The organism is Antarcticimicrobium luteum, assembly GCF_004358185.1.
GTDB lineage: Bacteria > Pseudomonadota > Alphaproteobacteria > Rhodobacterales > Rhodobacteraceae > Antarcticimicrobium > Antarcticimicrobium luteum.
The window spans coordinates 1-17,736 of the sequence record NZ_SMUV01000057.1; the positions used below are offsets into that span (position 1 = coordinate 1).

15 protein-coding genes, 1 tRNA gene and 1 other RNA gene are annotated in these 17,736 nt (G+C 65.2%); 4 read left to right on the plus strand and 13 right to left on the minus strand.

Going from position 1 to position 17,736, the window contains the following annotated elements; all coding sequences use genetic code 11:
* Window positions 1–455 precede the first annotated feature (455 nt).
* From E1832_RS06580 to E1832_RS06640, 13 genes are all read right to left on the minus strand, one after another.
* A tRNA-Ser gene (locus tag E1832_RS06580) sits at window positions 456–545 on the minus strand.
* A gap of 56 nt (window positions 546–601) precedes the next feature.
* Complete coding sequence (locus E1832_RS06585) at window positions 602–1,324, minus strand: alanyl-tRNA editing protein (RefSeq protein WP_133358944.1); 723 nt, start codon at window positions 1,322–1,324, stop codon at window positions 602–604.
* A complete protein-coding gene (locus E1832_RS06590; protein WP_133358945.1) occupies window positions 1,317–3,788 on the minus strand; it encodes a DUF3772 domain-containing protein in 2,472 nt (823 codons plus the stop codon). The genes E1832_RS06585 and E1832_RS06590 overlap by 8 nt, the downstream gene beginning before the upstream one ends.
* Window positions 3,789–3,790: 2 nt before the next feature.
* On the minus strand, window positions 3,791–4,828 hold the full coding sequence (locus E1832_RS06595) for a cysteine synthase A (RefSeq protein WP_133359012.1): 1,038 nt from the start codon (window positions 4,826–4,828) through the stop codon (window positions 3,791–3,793).
* Window positions 4,829–4,959: 131 nt separating this feature from the next.
* Window positions 4,960–6,102: an NUDIX domain-containing protein gene (locus E1832_RS06600; RefSeq protein ID WP_133358946.1), complete on the minus strand. Its 1,143-nt coding sequence runs from the start codon at window positions 6,100–6,102 to the stop codon at window positions 4,960–4,962.
* 26 nt (window positions 6,103–6,128) lie between these two features.
* Entirely contained in the window at window positions 6,129–6,569 is a 441-nt protein-coding gene (locus E1832_RS06605; protein WP_133358947.1) for a TrgA family protein, read from the minus strand.
* A gap of 10 nt (window positions 6,570–6,579) precedes the next feature.
* Complete coding sequence (locus E1832_RS06610; protein ID WP_133358948.1) at window positions 6,580–7,788, minus strand: SAM-dependent methyltransferase; 1,209 nt, start codon at window positions 7,786–7,788, stop codon at window positions 6,580–6,582.
* A 58-nt stretch (window positions 7,789–7,846) separates the two neighbouring features.
* Window positions 7,847–9,289 carry a cryptochrome/photolyase family protein gene (locus E1832_RS06615; RefSeq protein ID WP_133358949.1) on the minus strand — a complete coding sequence of 481 codons (1,443 nt, stop codon included), beginning with the start codon at window positions 9,287–9,289 and terminating at the stop codon, window positions 7,847–7,849.
* Between the two features lie 58 nt (window positions 9,290–9,347).
* The gene (locus E1832_RS06620) at window positions 9,348–10,571 is read right to left on the minus strand and encodes an aminotransferase class V-fold PLP-dependent enzyme (protein WP_133358950.1); all 1,224 of its coding nucleotides are present in this window, start codon (window positions 10,569–10,571) and stop codon (window positions 9,348–9,350) included.
* Window positions 10,572–10,685: 114 nt separating this feature from the next.
* A complete protein-coding gene (locus E1832_RS06625; protein ID WP_133358951.1) occupies window positions 10,686–12,326 on the minus strand; it encodes a BCCT family transporter in 1,641 nt (546 codons plus the stop codon).
* A 38-nt stretch (window positions 12,327–12,364) separates the two neighbouring features.
* Complete coding sequence (locus E1832_RS06630; RefSeq protein WP_425358963.1) at window positions 12,365–12,766, minus strand: universal stress protein; 402 nt, start codon at window positions 12,764–12,766, stop codon at window positions 12,365–12,367.
* Between the two features lie 221 nt (window positions 12,767–12,987).
* On the minus strand, window positions 12,988–13,983 hold the full coding sequence (gene acuI / locus E1832_RS06635) for an acryloyl-CoA reductase (RefSeq protein ID WP_133358953.1): 996 nt from the start codon (window positions 13,981–13,983) through the stop codon (window positions 12,988–12,990).
* A 12-nt stretch (window positions 13,984–13,995) separates the two neighbouring features.
* The gene (locus E1832_RS06640) at window positions 13,996–15,099 is read right to left on the minus strand and encodes a dimethylsulfoniopropionate demethylase (RefSeq protein WP_133358954.1); all 1,104 of its coding nucleotides are present in this window, start codon (window positions 15,097–15,099) and stop codon (window positions 13,996–13,998) included.
* 160 nt (window positions 15,100–15,259) lie between these two features.
* Here E1832_RS06640 and E1832_RS06645 point away from each other — a divergent pair, with 160 nt between their 5' ends.
* From E1832_RS06645 to E1832_RS06660, 4 genes are all read left to right on the plus strand, one after another.
* Window positions 15,260–15,994: a FadR/GntR family transcriptional regulator gene (locus E1832_RS06645; RefSeq protein ID WP_133358955.1), complete on the plus strand. Its 735-nt coding sequence runs from the start codon at window positions 15,260–15,262 to the stop codon at window positions 15,992–15,994.
* A 76-nt stretch (window positions 15,995–16,070) separates the two neighbouring features.
* Window positions 16,071–16,420: a transfer-messenger RNA gene (ssrA, locus tag E1832_RS06650) on the plus strand.
* 77 nt (window positions 16,421–16,497) lie between these two features.
* A complete protein-coding gene (locus E1832_RS06655; RefSeq protein WP_133358956.1) occupies window positions 16,498–16,929 on the plus strand; it encodes an ester cyclase in 432 nt (143 codons plus the stop codon).
* A gap of 312 nt (window positions 16,930–17,241) precedes the next feature.
* Window positions 17,242–17,706, plus strand: a complete 465-nt coding sequence (locus E1832_RS06660; RefSeq protein ID WP_133358957.1) for an SspB family protein — start codon at window positions 17,242–17,244, stop codon at window positions 17,704–17,706.
* The last annotated feature ends 30 nt before the right edge of the window (window positions 17,707–17,736 follow it).

The window sequence follows — 17,736 nt, forward strand, 5'->3', positions numbered from 1 at the left end:
TCGGTGAACCTTGATCTCTTCATCTGTCCGTCTCCTCGTTCGGGACGGACTCTACCTCAAACTGGAGGAAGAAACGGGGCTCAGGTCACCTCGACCTACTGTATGCAATGGTTGATGACGAACTGGTCGACCACAAAGATGAAGACTTTAGAACCCGTTTTGTCGCGGCCAGGGAAGCCTTCAAGTTGGCCAAATTGGAACGAGACCAGGTTGCTCGAGAGGCAACGCCGGAAGCCAGGGTTACGCAGGAAAAAGTGACCTCGTTCGTCAGCACTATGACAACAGCCCTCAACGGAACGTCGGTACGCAACCAACGCGGATATATCCGAGCCATCGTGGACCGCATCGAAATCAGTCAAGAAGCCATTCGAATTTCTGTTCGCCGTTCAATCATCGAACGCGTCGTCGCCAATGGCGATGTGGTGCCATCCGCGGTTCCCACTTTTGTTCAAGAGTGGCGGACAGTGAGGGATTCGAACCCTCGAGACGGTTTCCCGCCTACACACTTTCCAGGCGTGCGCCTTCGACCACTCGGCCAACTGTCCGTGCCGCGGTTATGTGCCGGATCGGCGTGGCCAATGCAAGGCGCAATTTCACCCTTTCAGCCCTCAAGATGCAGATAGACGCGGCGGTTCAGGCGGCCCTTCTTCTCGATCTTGCCCAGCCGCAGCTGGCCGATCTCGCCGGTGCGCGCCACATGGGTGCCGCCGCAGGGCTGCAGATCGACCTGCGCCTCGCCCTGCCCGATGCGGATCAGCCGTATCCGTCCGGCGCCGCGCGGCGGAGACACCGACATGGTCTTGACCAGCCCCGGGTTGGCGTCGAGTTCCTCTTCGGTGATCCAGTCTTGGGTCACCGGCAGATCGCGGGCGGCCAGATCGTTCAGCGCCGCGCACAGCGCCTCGCGATCCGCCGGCGCCTCGGGCATGGCGAAATCGACCCGGCTCTTCTCTGCCCCGACCGAACCGCCGGTGACCGGCAGCGGAATCACCACCGACAGCAGATGCAAGGCGCTGTGCATGCGCATATGGGCATAGCGGCGGTCCCAATCGATCCCCTGCACCACCTGCGCACCCAGCGGCGGCAGCGCGACCCCGGCCCCGGCAGGGATCAGGGCGATACAGCCGCCCGGGCGTTTTTCGGCACCCGCGATCTGCAATCGGCCTGCGTCCCAGCTCAGCCAGCCGGTATCGCCCGGCTGGCCGCCGCCGGTGGCATAGAACAGGCTCCGGTCCAGCACCACGCCGTCTTCATGCGCCATGACGACGCCCGGCGCCTGCCGCAGATAGGCATCCTCAAGAAACAATGGCCTGGTCTCAGACATTGCCATCCGCACGCTTTGGCTCGGTCGCCTCGTCGCCGCCCTCCTCCTCCGCCGGGCCCTTTTCGGCAGGGCGCAGCGCCTCGGGGTTGCGCAGCCAGATGTCGCGCTGCGCGAAGGGAATCTCGATCCCAGCCTCGGCAAAGCGTTTGGCGATCTCGTGGTTCATGTCGGACTTCACCGAAAGCACCCAGTTCACATCCCGCAGAATGGCGCGGATCTCGAAATCCAGCGAATCCGCCCCGAACCCCTGGAACACCACGTTGGGCGTCGGGTTGGCCAGAACCATCGGATGCGCATTGGCGATCTCGCGCAGAAGCGTTTCGACCAGGCGGGTATCGGTGCCATAGGCCACCCCCACCGGCACAATCACCCGGCCCACCGTATTGCCGCGGGTGTAGTTGGTCACCAGCCCGCTGACCAGATCGGCATTGGGCACGATCACATCGGTGCGGTCAAAGGTCTCGATCCGCGTCGATCGCACCGAGATGTCGCGCACATAGCCCATCTGGCCGTTGACCTCGATCCAGTCCCCCTCCGAGATCGGCCTTTCAATCAGCAGGATGATGCCGGAAACGAAGTTCGACACGATGTTCTGCAGGCCAAAGCCGATCCCGACCGACAGCGCGCCGGCCACGATGGCGAGCGAGCTGAGGTCGATGCCTGCCGTGGTGATCGCCACCAGCGCCGACAGCAGGATGCCGAGATAACCGATGCCACTGACCACCGCGTTCTGGCCGCCTGCATCCAGGCCGGTGCGCGGCAGCAGACTGCTCGACAGCGCGCTTTGCAGCGCCCGCGTGCCGGCATAGCCGATGCCGAAGATCACCGCGAAGGTCAGGAAATCGGTGGGCGAGATATTGGTATCGCCGATGTTGAACCCGGCCAGGAACCGCGCCCAGAGCTCGGTCAGATCGGCCACCCGCGCGCCCCAGATCAACGCCAGCGCCGGCAGCGACAGCACCACCAGCGCAAACCCCGCCAGCGCGGGAACGATCGAATCCCCGGCCCCCTCGCCCGCGTTCGACAGCCAGACATAGAGGTCGCCGATGAACCGCTGCAGCACCAGCACCGCGCCCAGCAGCGCAAGCGTCATGATTGCCGGAAAGATGATCGCCTCGGCCAGCGTCTGATATCCCGCCGCGGCCAGCAGGGGCGTTACGGCGGCCACCACCAGCGACAGCGCGCGCAGCGCCGGCGCCATCCGCCGCAGACCGGCGGGAATCGTCTCGCCGCCGGTATCCTCGATCAGAGTGACCCGGCGCAGGCGCAGCAGCACCACCGACGCCGCCACGATGATCGGAAACACCAGCACCGCGCGCGAGGCCTCGGAGATCGTCTGTACCGTCTCGACCAGCCCAATCGCCCTGTAAAAAACCAGCAGCAGCGCCACATAAAGCAGGCCGCGCCGCGCCGCAGACCGCGCCGCCGCGGGCAGCGGAATTTGCGCGTCCTGGTCCCGTTTGGAATACAGCCTGTCGCCCAGCCACAGGAACCCCAGGATGATCGTGCCCCAGACTGGCAGCACGTTCATGAACAGGGTGCCACGCAGCCCGACCGCCTCCGAGGCATTCACCGCCCGGGTAATCAGGAACAGCCCGATCAGCGGCAGCCCGATCCGCCCCAGCGACACGATGAAACTCCAAACGCCGGTCCCGCGCCCGCCAAAGCCGCGCAGATACCCCCCGGCCCGCTCCGCCCAGGCCCGGCCGCGCACCAGCAAGATCAGCCCGCCGATAGTGAACAACAGGATCAGCGGCGCGTTGTCGCGCAGGCGGTTGAGATCCCGCGCCGCCCGCCAGCTGCTCACTGTCTCGTTGCGGACGTCGCGCAACAGGACCGTCAGATCCCGCAGCGCCGCCGTCCAGCCCGCCGGGTTCAGCGGCGTCTGGCCCCGCGACAGTAATTGCCGGGCCTGCCGCTCCCGGACGATGCGGTCCAGTTCGGCGATCAGCCCGTCGGCGCGGCTATACGCTTCCTGCGCCACCACGGCCGGAACCGTCAGTTCGCGCATCTGGGCGTTCAGCCGGTCGCGCAGGGCGGCGATATCCGCCGGCTCCTCCGTGCCCTCGGCCGGGGCCGCTCCCAGAGCGGAAAGTTGCGATTTCAACGTCTCGATCCGCGACGAATTGCGGTCGCGCGATTCCAGAAAGGTCTGGCGATAGGCCACCAGCTGGGCGCGCAACTCTTCCAGCGCCGCGTTCGAGGCGCGGTTTGCGTCGATCGCGTTCTCGGCCCGTTGCGCCGTCTCCAGCCAGGCGGTGTAATAGGGATCCTGCTTGAGAGGCGGGCTGAGGGTTTCTTCGACGGCGGGCGCCTCGGTCGTGGCGGCGGGGTCCACCACCTCCTGCGCCTGTGCCAAAGCCCCGGATCCGGGCAGCGCCAGCAGCGCCGCCAGCAGCGGCCCGATGACCAGCCGCCGGACCCGTTCCGCCGCCCGGTGCGATTGCGCTGACCGCCGGGCCATCATCATACGTCTTCGAAGACGCCCGGGATGCTCGCCGGGGCGGCTGTCATCCAGTCGGGCACAGGCAGGTTCTTGTCGCGCAGGAAATCCGGGTTGAACAGCTTGGACTGATACCGGGTGCCATAGTCGCACAGAACCGTCACGATGGTGTGCCCCGGCCCCATCTCTTTCGCCATGCGCACCGCCCCGGCCACGTTGATCCCCGAGGAACCGCCCAGAACCAGCCCCTCTTCATGCAGCAGATCGAAGATATAGGGCAGCGCCTCTTCGTCCGGCACCTGATAGGCATGGTCGGGTTTGAACCCCTTGAGGTTTTCTGTGATCCGCACCTGGCCGATCCCCTCGGCGATCGAGCCGCCATCGCTGATCTTCAGCTCTCCGGTCGTGTAATAGTCGAAAAGTGCCGCCCCCAGCGGATCGGCCAGACCGATCTTCACCCCCCTGGGCTGCAACGCCTCGGCCACGCCCGCCAGCGTCCCGCCGGAGCCCACCGCGCAGATGAACCCGTCGAGCTTGCCGCCGGTCTGCTCCCAGATCTCGGGGCCGGTGGTCTCCACATGGGCCTGCTTGTTGGCGACATTGTCGAACTGGTTGGCCCAGATCGCGCCGTTGGGCTCGGTCATGGCGAGCTCCTTCGCCAGCCGTTCGGAGTAGCGCACGAAATTGTTGGGGTTGCGATAGGGCGCCGCCGGCACCTGCACCAGCTCGGCCCCGGCCAGACGCAACATGTCCTTCTTTTCCTGGCTCTGGGTCTCGGGGATGACGATCACCGTCCTGAACCCCATCGACGCGCCCACCAGCGCCAGCCCGATGCCGGTATTTCCAGCAGTGCCCTCGACAATGGTTCCGCCCGGCTTCAGCGCGCCGCGCGCCACCGCGTCGCGGATGATATAAAGCGCGGCGCGGTCCTTGACCGACTGGCCCGGATTGAGGAATTCGGCCTTGCCGAGGATCTCGCACCCGGTCTGCTCGCTCGCCTTGCGCAGACGGATCAGCGGCGTGTTTCCAATGGCCTCGGCCAGATCCCGTGCGATGCCCATCCTGTCCTCCATCAACTTGTTCCGTACCGATGTAGCGCCGCCCCGGAACAACCTCAAGCGCGGGCAATGCGCCCGGGGAAATTGCGGGACGCTGTTCCGGTCGTCGCCTGCCCGCGCCGACACCGTCGCATCTATTGCCCAAACGACGAAACCCCTGCCCCGGTTCTAAGCCTCTCGCGGTGCCGGGCCAGCCACAGCGCCGTCACCAGCAACGGCATATCGCGGTGGCGATGCGCGTCGATCGCCGCAATCAGCGCATCGAAGCGCACCGCCGCGCTGCGAATATCCTCGCCTTCGCTGGCCAGCCCGCCGATCCCCTCCGCACCGGTCAGATCGGCGATGCCCACATAAAGATGCACGAATTCGCCCGAAGAGCCCGAGCTGGAATAGGCCTCTCCCACCTTCTCCAGATTTCTCAGCACCAGCCCCGCCTCCTCCATCGCCTCGCGATGCGCGGTCTGCTCCGGCGTCTCGCCCGGATCGATCAGCCCGGCCACCGGCTCCCACAGCCAGGGCGCGGGATCGCCCGCGAGATAGAGCGGCGCGCGGAACTGTTCGATCAGCAGCACCGTATCGCGCACCGGATCATAGGGCAGCACAACCGCCGCCGCCCCGGTCATCAACGCCGAGCGGTCCAGCTCCGGACTCATCGCGCCGTCATGGCGGCGGAACTGAATCCGTGCCTCTTCGATTCCATGGAAATTCAGATGGGCGAACCGATGGTCGATCAGCCGCACGTCATGGACGGCATCGTGGGCCGGATCGGCCGGGCTGGCCTGCGCCGCCAGCCAGGACGCCGCCCGCCGCCGGATCGCGGGAAACCGAAGTGCAAGCTCCGCCGGGCCGATCCGCCCGAAATAGCCCATCGCCTCGGTGGCGGCCCGGCACGAGAGCGCGCCCCAGCGCGCCGCCCAGTCCGTCAGCGACCAGGGATCGCCCGGCGTCCACAACCCCGGTTCGGGAAAGAAAACCTCGGCCGCCGCAAACTCCCCGTTTTCCAGCGTCAACTGTACGGTTTCGCGCCCATAGCCAAAGCCGCCCTCGTAGAAATTCAGCCGCGCCAGATCCTCCGCGTCCAGCCCACGCACAAGAAGACCCGGCGTATTTTGCCCCGGGGCCGGTGCGATCAGCGGAAAAACCTCGTCCCTGGCCCAGAAAACCGCGTGGTCCGGCAGCCTGCCCGGACGCGCGTCAATACAGCCGGCGGTGCGCCCCAGGACGATCTCAAGCAAGGGCTTATGGCACAACGTGCCATAGAAAAACAGATCGGACAAAGTCGATATTACCTTTTTTCAGTCGCTTAGCGCCAGAGCCTGCCAGCAAACTCGGTGCTGATACCGGACAGGACGCCGCCGAGCAGCAGCGTCGCGATGATCTCCGGCGCAAGCAGAACCTGCGCATAGTCGACCGACAGTTCGAAAATTCCATAAACCGCCTCGACCGGCCCATGATAGCGGTGGCTCATGGCAAGCCGGAACATTTCATAGGCGCCCTGCACCAGCAGCCCCCAGAACACCAGAACCGCCACGCTCGCAATCCCGTTGTTCAGCGCCCCGACTATACCCAGCCGGGTATGACGGCCCATCACGATCCATCCGCAGACCAGACCCAACCCTATGTTTACAGGTACGAAATATCCAAAATTCGTACTCTCCGGCATCCGCGGGATCACCTCCAGCGATACCGCCAGCGCCACCAGCGCGAGGCACAGGGCAGCGACAAGGCGGGCGGCGGTTGGCATGGCGGGGTTCCTAAGCGGGGCGCGTGACGGTGATCTGCGTGACATCCACTGTGGCGCTGTCAAAGGCCGCAGCGCAAGCGGTCAGATAGAAATTCCACATCCGCCGGAACCTGTCGTCGAACCCCATCCCGGCGATCTCGTCCCATTTCTGGTTAAATCGCTCGTGCCAGCGGCGCAACGTCAGATCATAGCTTTGACCGAACTCGACCGAGCGGACGACAGAGAGGCCGGCCCGGTCGATCTGCTGATGCAACACCTTAGGCGCGGGCAGCATGCCACCGGGAAATATGTGTTTTTGTATGAAATCGATGCCGCGGCGGTAAACCTCCCATCGCTTGTCGGCCACGGTGATGATCTGAAGCGTCGCGTTGCGCCCGGGCTTGAGCCGGTCGCGCAGGGTGTCGAAATAGACCGGCCAGTATTTCTCTCCCACCGCCTCGAACATCTCGATACTGGCGATGCCATCGTAGAGGCCGCGCTCGTCCCGGTAATCCTGAAGCTTGAATTCCACCTTGTCGGAAAGTCCAGCCTTTTCAATCCGTTCCCTGGCATAATTGAACTGTTCCTGACTGATGGTCAGACCGGTCACCCGCAGCCCGTGCTCGCGCGCGGCATATTCGGCGAACCCGCCCCAGCCGCAGCCGATCTCCAGGATATGATCACCGGGCGTGGCCCCCATCTGCTCGATCATGCTGGCGTATTTGGCCCGCTGCGCCGCCTCCAGCGGCTCCTGCCCGGTCTCGAACAGCGCGCTGGAATAGGTCATCGTCTCATCCAGCCAGAGCCGGTAAAAGGCATTGCCCAGATCGTAGTGATACGAGATGTTCTTGCGCGCCTGTTTACGGTGGTTGCGTTGCAGCCAGAACCGCAGTTTCTCATAGGCCCGCACCAGCCCCTGACCGGGAAAGCCGTCATAGACCGCTTCATTGCCCCGGTGCACCAGATCCATGAAAGCCTGCAGGTCCGGCGTGCTCCACCATTCCTCAAGATAGGCATCGCAAAACCCCAGATCGCCCTCGCGGATCAGCCGGGCGAACAGGTCGGGGTGATGCACATGCATCTCGGCCACCGGGCCGGGCGCGCGCCCCTCGGCCCGAAACACCCGCCCGTCCGGCAGCCGGATGTCGAGCCGCCCACAGGACATGGACTTCAATAGCCCCATGACCTGGGGAAAATATCTGGGCAGGGATTTTTGCCCCTCGGTCGATGTCAGGATCATCCTCAGTCCCCGTTACGATTGGATCAAAAGGCTAGGCCGGGTTCGAAATTGAGACAAGTCATCTGTTTTGGGCCGCGCCGCCCCCCCGCACCGCATAGGCGTCGAGCGCGGTGCGCCGCCCCGCCTCGGCGCTGACGACAGGCGCGGGATAGGGATCATCGGGCGACAATCCCCAGTGCGCCGGAATGGCGCGGAAATAATCCAGCGCCGTTCGCGGCGGATCACGCTGTCCCTCGGCGATCCAGGCGCGGCGATAGGCGAGGTCGGGATCGAATTTTGCCAGCTGAGTTTCGGGGTTGAACACCCGGAAATAGGGCGCCGCGTCGGGGCCCGATCCGGCCGCCCACTGCCAGCCCATGGCGTTGCTTGCCGGATCCCAATCGGTCAGATGCTTTGCGAACCAGTCCAGACCGATGCGCCAATGGGTCATCAGATGCTTGGTCAGATAGCTGGCCACGATCATCCGGCCCCGGTTGTGCATGCGGCCGGTCACCTGCATTTCGCGCATCGCCGCATCGACAAAGGGCATCCCGGTGCGCCCCTGCTTCCAGGCCAGCACATGCGGGTGCTCAGGGTCGGTGCGCCAGGGAAAGCGGTCCCACTCCGCGCGCCAGTTGCCGCTCAGAATTTGGGGGCTGTGATACATCAGGTGATAGGCGAACTCGCGCCAGACCAGTTCTTTCAGAAAGGTCTCGGCCCCCGCCGCCCCCTCCTGCCGCGCCCGCAGACCGCCATGCCAACACCGCTGCGGGCTGATCTCACCCAGCGCGAGGTATTCGGACAGGCCGGAGGTGCCCGCGACCCCGGGCAGATCGCGCCGGATATTGTACAGCCCGATCCCCTCGCCCAGGAACCGGTCCAGCCGGTCCAGCGCCGCCGCCTCGCCCGCCGATGAATGGGCCGCGACCACCGCCGCGCCCCGGCGCATCGCGGCCCCCAGTCCCCAGTCTGCCAGAGCGTCCGAGCGCGGCCAGGACGCGGGCACGGCGATGCGGCCCGGCGGCGGCAGCAGAGCGGGCACGCCGCGATCCTTCACCGCGCGCCACATCGGGCTGTAGACGCGATAGGGGCCGCCGGTTTTCGTCTCGACCGTCCAGGGTTCGAACAACAGATGCCCGGGGAAAGAGCGCGCGTTGACGCCCCGCGCCTTGAGATCGGATTTCACCTCGCTGTCGCGGGCCAGTGCCGCCGGATCATAGGCGCGGGTCCAATGCACCGCTCCTGCCCCGGTTTCCGCGATCAGTTGGCGCAGCACCGCCAGCGCCGGCCCCCGACGCAGGGTCAGCCGGCAGCCCCGGCCCTCCAGCGCGGCCTGCAACGCCGCCAGCCCCCTGCCCAGCCGCCACTTTGCCGCCGCCCCCAGCCCCGCGGCCAGGTCATCGAGGATGAAGACCGGGATCACCGGCCGGCCATCGGCGCAGGCCGCGGTCAGCGCCGCGTGATCCGACAGCCGCAGATCGCGCCGGAACCAGACGATCACCGCAGAGGTTTCAGAGGCCATATCTCACCCGCCCTTTTCCCCTCTTACGCCGGGCGGCGCGAGCCGGATCACATCGCGGTCACAAAACCCGTTCCAGCGCCTCGATCAGCTGCGTAACCTCATCGGGATGGGTGTAGTGGGTAAAACTCAGCCGCAGCACCCCCTGCCCGGCATCCACCCCCATCGCCTGCAACGGGCGCACCGCGTAGAAGTCGCCGCCGCCAGCCATGACGCCATGGCTTGCCAGCTCCGCCGCCACCGGCTCGGCGGGCCGGTTCAGCGCCAGCGCCACTGTGGGCGCGCGCCGTGCGGCCTCCGAGGGGCCGATCAGCCGCAGGTCGTTGCGGTCCTTCACCGCGTCCAGCAGCGGCTGCAGCAACGCCGCCTCATGCTGCCGGATCAGCCCATTGACGAACCCCGCCCGCGCCACAGCGCCCGCCGACGGGCCGCCGTGATGGTCGCAAAGCGCATCGTAGTAATCCGCCATCCCGGCGCTGGCCGCGACCTGGGCGTGGTCCGGCCCGGCCGGTGTGAACCGTTTGTAGAGCGTATCCGCATTGAAATAATGCGCCTGGTTCGGCAACAGTTCGCCCAGGGCGCGGCGGATAACCATCACCCCCTGATGCGGCCCAAAGGTCTTGTAAGCCGAGAACAGGTAGATGTCGGGACCCAGCGCGCCCACATCCGGGAACCCGTGCGGCGCAAAGGACACCCCGTCGACACAGACAAAGGCGCCGGCGGCATGAGCCATGGCGGTGATCTCGGTCACCGGGTTGATCTCGCCCACCACGTTCGAGCAATGGGGAAAACAGACCAGCCGAACGCTCTCGTCCAGCAGCGCCTCAAGATCGCCGGGGTTCAGGTGGCCCGTGGCCGGGTCGATTTTCCACTCCCGCACCTCGATCCCCTCCTCGGCCAGACGCCGCCAGGGGCCGGAGTTGGCCTCGTGATCCTGGTTGGTGACCACGATCGCCTCGCCCGGGCTCATCCACTGCCGGAACGCCTGCGCCAGAACATAGGTGTTCTGCGTGGTCGAGGGGCCAAAGGACAGCTCCTCGGTTTCGACGCCGAGGATCGCGGCCATGCGCGCGCGGGCCTCGTCCATCTCTTCGCCGGCCAGACGGCTGGCCTCATATGGGGCATAGGGCTGCACCTTGCGCTGGGTGTAGTAGCGCGTCAGCCGGTCGATCACCGGGCGGCAGGTATAAGAGCCGCCGGCGTTCTCAAAGAACGCCTGCCCCTGCAGCGCCGGTTCGGAAAACGCGGGGAACTGCGCCCGCACGAAATCGATATCCAGGTCCATCCGTCCCTCCATCCGTTTCGGCGCGTCCGGCGCCGTCTTCGAGCGGCACTGAAATGCAAAAGGCCCCGGGGTGCAAGCGCCCCGGGGCCGATGTCTTTCGTCCGGCTCCCGATCTCAGCGCGCCTCGTCCCGCAGCCCGCGCCAGATTGCCCAGCACATCACCAGCAGGACCACGGTGAACGGCAGGCCCGTGGAGATCACCATCGCCTGCAGGCTGGCCAGCCCACCGCCGATCAGCAGCACGATCGCCACCGCGCCCTCAAACACGCACCAGAACACCCGCTGGGGCACCGGCGCGTCGACCTTGCCGCCGGCGGTGATGGTATCGATCACCAGGCTGCCGGAGTCCGAGGAGGTCACGAAGAACACGATCACCAGGACGATCCCGATCACCGAGGTGATCTTGGCCAGCGGCAGCCCCTCCAGCATCGCGAACAGCGACAGCGGGGGGTTGTAGCTGTCGATCACCTGCGCCTTGACCGCGCTGGTCTCGGGGTTGGACAGCACCTGGTCGATCGCCACGCCGCCGAACACCGCCATCCATAGCACGCAGACCAGGCTCGGAATGATCAGAACGCAGATGATGAATTCACGCACCGTGCGCCCCCGGCTGACGCGGGCGATGAACATGCCGACGAAGGGCGACCAGGAAATCCACCAGGCCCAGTAGAAGGCAGTCCAGCCCTGGACATAGCCGGTATCCTCGCGTCCCACCGGGTTCGACAGCGGGATCAGGTTCTTTGCGTAGGCACCCAACCCGGAAAAGAAATCGGAAAAGATCACCAGGGTCGGCCCGGCCAACAGCACGAAGATCAGCAGCAGCGCGGCGATCGCCATATTGACCTCGGACAGCAGTTTGACGCCGCCATCCAGACCGCGCAGCACCGAGATCAACGCAATCGCCGTGATGCCGGTGATCAGCAGAACCTGGGCGGTGGTGCCAATCGGCACACCGAAGACGTGATTTAGCCCGGCGTTGGCCTGTTGCGCGCCGAAGCCCAGCGACGTGGCCAGCCCGAACAGTGTGGCGAACACCGCCAAGGTGTCGATCACGTGGCCCCACCAGCCCCAGACGCGCTCGCCAAGAACGGGGTAGAAGGCCGAACGGATGGTCAGCGGCAGCCCCTTGTTGAAAGAGAAAAGCGCCAGCGCCAGCGCCACCACGGCGTAGATCGCCCAGGGGTGCAGCCCCCAGTGGTAGATCGTGGCCGCCAACCCCATTGTCTTGGCCGCCTCGACATTTGCCGCGATGATGCTGCCGTCCTCGGCGATCGGGGACGGAACGCCCAGCGGCTCGGAAATCGCCATGTGATAGACCGGCTCCAGCACCCCGAAGAACATAAGGCCGATGCCCATGCCGGCCGCGAACAGCATCGCGAACCAGCCGATATAGCTGTAGTCCGGCGTCGCCTCGGCCCCGCCCAGACGCACGCGGCCCCAAGGGCTCACGATCAGGAACAGGCAGAACAGCACGAAGATGTTCGCCGCGCTCAGAAAGAACCAGTCGAAGGTGCTGGTCAACCAGGGCCGCAGCCAGCCAAAAACCGCGCTGGCCTGCTCCGGCAGGGCAAGCGCATAAAAGACAAAGGCAATGATCGTCAGCCCAGAGATCAGGAATACCGGGTTGTGAACATCCAGCCCGAACGGGCCGATCTGGGTTTCGATATTGTCCTGACCGATCTGGTAATCGGTTTCGATGATATCCGAATGCCCCTCGGGCTCGGGGATACCCTGATTTGTCGTATCGTCGGTCATCAGTGACCTCCCGTGTTAAATCAGTGCTTTGCCGCGGATCATCCGCGCACGACCATGACCGATACCTTGGCATGGGCGGCCAATTTGCCGCCGTTCGAGGGCCAGATGTAATCGGTCAGGTTCGGAATATGGCTTTGCATCACCACCAGGTCGGTGCCGGTCTCGTCGATCGCCTTGAACAGGTTATCGTCCAGGTCGGTGGTCGGATCGTGGGCAGCCATGGCATGGGCGCTGGCCACGATGCCATGCGCCTTGGCCTGTTCGGCGGCAAAGGCCTCCAGCCGCTCGGCATATTCCGCCGGGTTGTGGCCCAACGCACCCGGCGTTTCAGCCGTTACCCCGACATAGACCAGATCCGCCCCGTAATGACCGGCCAGATCCGCCGCGCAATCCAACGCGCGTTGCAGACCCCCCAGGTGGGCCAGGTCCACCGGTGTCATGATTTTGGAAAACACGGAATTTTCCCCCTTCCTGTCATTCTCACGCGGACCGGACAGAGCCATCTGGAACAAAATGCCACCGCCGGTTCACGCGGTTTTCATGGACGCGCCTGACAGAATGTCGCAGGCCCGTCCGCCCAGCGTAACGGGATGAGGGGCCCAAATGCAAAGAAGCCGCGACCCTTTGGGCGCGGCTTCCGACATTTTCGTGGTCGCAGGGCTCAGCCGTTTACATCGACAACGACGCGGCCCTTGACCTGGCCCTTCAGAATATCCTTTCCCAAAGCGGGCAGATCGGACAGCGTGGCGGGCTGCACCATCGCCTCCAGCTTGTCCATCGGCAGATCCTTTGCGATCCGCTCCCAGGCGCGCAGGCGGTTGTCATAGGGCTGCATCACCGAATCGATGCCCAGCAGGTTCACCGCCCGCAGGATGAAGGGGGTGATCAGCGCGCCCTCGATCGCTGCGCCGCCGGCCAGACCGATGGCCGCGACCGAGCCGCCGTATTTGATCTGCTTGAGCACCCGGCCCAGCATGGCGCCGGCCACCGCGTCGACGCAGCCGGCCCACTGCTCGCTCTCCAGCGGTTTGCGGGTGACCTCGGTCAGCTCCTCGCGCGGCACGATCTGGGTGGCTCCCAACCCGCGCAGATACTCCTCCTGCTCCGGCCGCCCGGTCACCGCGGCCACCTCATAGCCCAGGTTGGCCAGGATCGCGGTCGCCACGCTGCCAACACCGCCGGCGGCACCGGTCACCAACACCGGCCCGTGATCCTTTTGCAGCCCGTGATCCTCCAGCGCCATCACCGCCAGCATCGCTGTGAACCCGGCGGTGCCCACGGCCATCGCCGCGCGCGCATCCAGACCCTGCGGCAGCGGCACCAGCCAGTCGGCCAGCACCCGCGCCTTTTGCGCATAGCCGCCCCAATGCGCCTCGCCCACGCGCCAGCCGGTCAGAACGACCTTGTCGCCGGGCTTGTAGCGATCATCGGAGCTTTGCTCGACGGTGCCGGCAAAATCGATCCCCGGCACATGCGGGTACTTGCGGACCAGCCCGGCGCCCGGCCCGATGCAAAGCCCGTCCTTGTAGTTGACGGTGGAATACTCGACCGCGACCAGCACCTCGCCATGAGGCAGATCATCGACCGCGATCTGCTGCACCGCGGCGCTGGTCTTGCCGCTCTCTTCGTCCTTTGTCACGACAAGCGCGTTGAACATCTTCTTTCTCCTTCAGTTCCAGAATGTTTCGCAGACCGTGGCCGCGCGCGGGCCATCGGGGGTAATCACATCGACCTCGGTGCCGGCGTCCCAGTGGGTCATGCGGATCATGCCGATTGCAACATTGGTTTCGAAATCCGGCGACCAGGCCGCGCTGCTGATGCTGCCGACCTGACGGTCGCCGGCCACCACCGGCCAGTGCCGGTCGCAGGGCGGCACCGGATCGCCGTGGATCTCGACCGGGCGGATCTGGCGCACCGGCCCTTCCCGGGCCACGCGCAGGAGCGCGTCGCGGCCGACACAGCCGATCGCCGAATGGGTATTGCAGAACCGCCCCAGACCGCATTCGTGGGGGGTGTTGTCGTCGGTCATGTCGTTGCCATAGCTGAGCAGCCCGCTCTCGATCCGTTCGATCAGGTTGGGGCAGCCCGCGTGCACGTCGAGGTCCCGGCCCGCCTCCATCAGCGCCTGCCACAGTGGCATGCCGATATCGCCGCCCTCGACGTAGATCTCGAACCCGCCCTGCTTGGAATAGCCCGAGCGCGCCACCACCAGATCGCGGCCACCGAACCGGAACCAGCCAAAGCGGAAGAAGCGGATGTCGCGCACAGAGTCCCCGAACACCCGCGCCATCAGATCGTCGGCCTTCGGGCCCTGGATCGCCAGCGGCGAGATGTCGGGCTCGTCCACCAGGACATCCAGCCGGTAGCCATAGGCGATCCCCTTGATCCAGAAGAGCAGATCGCTGTCGGCAATCGAGACCCACCAGCGGTCCTCGGCCAGTTTCACCGCCACCGGATCGTTCAGCATCCCGCCGGTCTCGTCCACGATGGGCACGTAGTAGCATTGTCCGGGCAGCATACCGCGCAAATCGCGCGGGGTCAGCATCTGCATCAGGCGGCCGGCATCCGGGCCGCGCATTTCCACCTGCCGCTCGCAGGCCACGTCCCAGACCTGCACCGCCTCTTTCAGGTGGCGGTAATCCTCTTGGATCGAGCGAAACACAGTGGGCAGCAGCATGTGGTTGTAGACGGTGTAGGCCTTGACGCCAGCGGCCTCGACGCCGTCCGAGAACGGCGTTCGGCGCAGCCGGCGGGAAAGCGAGATCTGGACCATGGCATGTCCTCCCCAGGCGATGGTATGGCCGCTCACGGACCGGTGGCACGACCACGGCCCGGGCCCGGTCCGCGACCGGTCCCTGCCCCAAGCAGCGACTCACCCCTTGCTTTTTAAATGTCAGACTTTTAAATGTCTGACAAATGAAAATCCTTTGCAGATGAAGATCGATCCCAGCAAACCCGCCGACCTGTCGGCCCAGATCGCCGCGGCAATCCGCGACGCGATCGTCGCCGGCGATCTGATCGTCGACGAACGCCTGCCGTCCGAGGCGGAACTGGCCGATCACTTCAATGTGTCGCGCCCCACCGTGCGCGAAGCCCTGAAGCGGCTGGCGGCGCAAAGCCTGATCCGAACCCAGCGCGGCGCCACCGGCGGCGCCTTTGTCCGGCGGCTCAGTTTCGAGGATGCCCATAGCCAGCAGATCACCACCGCGACCCTACTGCTGAGCATGAACGCGGTGAGTTTCGAGACCGCCTGCGAGGCGCGTTATGCGCTGGAGCGGGCCTGTGCGCCGCTTTCGGCCAAGCGCCGCAGCGCCGATCATCTGGCCATGATGCGGGCCGAGATCTTTCGCCAGGGCCAGCCGGGGCTGACCGACGAGGCGTTCTGCGCGTCTGATGTGGCGTTTCACCGGGCGCTGGTGGATGGGGCCGGCAACCCGGTGCTGTCCTACCAGCTTGCCGGCGCGGTCGAGGCGATGCAGCCCCTGATGAACATGATCACCTTCACCGCCCGGTCGCGCGGGGCAATCGTGGCGCTGCACGCAGGCATCGCCGACGCGATCGAGGCACGGGACGCGACCGCCGCCGAGGCCGCGCTGACCGATCTGGAGGTCTATACGCAGGAACTGGCCCGGAACGTGATGGCCGAACGGGCCGGCAGGCACGGTTGATCCTGTTTATCTGCGCCGTCACCGCACCCGGGCGCGGCCGACTGGTTTTCCGCAGGTGGCTAAAGGCCACCGATTTCCCCTTCAAATCGCCGCCAAGCCCGCCTATATTCAATCTGTCCCCTCGGGGACTATGGACATAAACGCGCTCGTAATAAGCGGTTCGGACCCGGGGGCGGTACCCGGCGGCTCCACCAAACATCCTTCATTTGGGGATCATGGGGCCGAAACAGGATCGACGAACGTCTAAAGGGGTTTGCTTTGTCCCGGTGAGGTACCACCGTTATCGGTCCGAAAAGTACAATTGCAAATGACAATCGTGCTCCGGTTGCCGTTGCTGCGTAAGCAGTAACCAGACCGAAACTTAAGCCCTTGCGCCTAGCAGCGTAAGGCGGGGTTCGCAGGCACCTGGCAACAGAAGCCTGCACTTTATCCCGAAATCCCCCTATCCGTTTAGAATTTCGTTAGAAAATTGCGCGACTCTGCTTTCCAGCGGGAGTGACGTGATGACGAAAACAGAATTATTCGAACGCTGGTGCGACGAAGTCTGGCGCAAAGGCAATCTGGACGCGATTGACGAATTCCTTGTGCCTTCCACCGTGACGGCCGGCGTCGTGCCGCACATGCAGATGGGCCCCAAGGAATTTCGTGAACTGGTGAGCGTGGTACGCCACCATGTCGGCGAGATCGAGCCGGCGATCCTGCACAGCGTGGAACAGGGTGACTGGCTGGCCGCGATGATGCAGTTCACCAGCACCCGCGCCGACAATGGCGCCCCGATCGAGGTGCCGGGCCAGGTGTTCCTGCGCTTCGAGGGTGACAAGATGGTCGAGGCGTACAACCTTCTGGACTATCTTTCGTTCTTTGAGCAACTCGGGCTGCTGCCGCCGGATGTGCTGACCATCTGCCTGACCGGGCACAAGCTCGACTGGGCCTGAGGCGGTCGCGCCGTCTGCACCCTCGCGCAGCCGGGCCCGCCCGTATCCGGGGCGTGGTCCGATTGTCGCGAGGAACTTGAGTTTGCCGCCGGTCCTCATCCGATCAGGCGCCCAGGGCCGTGACGAAACGGGCGCGGTCCCCCGCCGCGGTCCTGGTGCCGGGGGCGCAACAGGGGATGAAAGATCGCGTGTCTGTTCCGGCCGGTGCGGTCGCTTTGGGCCGACGTATGCGCCGCGGTCATAAGCGTTTTCCCCCTCTTTCGTTTCCCGCCGAATCCCCTATGCTGACCTCAGACGTTCCGGAGTGCTGCGATGCCGCGCGACATTGACTATGGAAACCTGATGCACCAGGCGATGCGGGGGCTGATCCGCACCGTTCTGAAGGACGTGCGGGACAATGGCCTTCCCGGCGCGCATCATTTCTTCATCACCTTCGACACCAAGCATCCCGAGGTGAAGATCGCCGAATGGCTGACCCAGCGCTATCCGGCAGAGATGACCGTGGTGATGCAGCACTGGTACGACAATCTCGAGGTGGACGAGGACGGCTTTTCGGTCACGCTGAATTTCGGCGACGCGCCGGAACCGATCTATATCCCCTATGATGCGATCAAGACCTTCGTCGATCCATCGGTCGAGTTTGGCCTGCGCTTCGAGGCCGCCGAGGAGAGCGATGAGGACGAGGCGGGGCCGGAAGCAAATGCCGAACCGGAAATTCCGCAGGAAGATGCCCGGTCCGACGCCGACGTCGTCTCGCTCGACAGTTTCCGAAAATAGGCCCGGCCGTACAGGCCGGCAGCCCGCCCC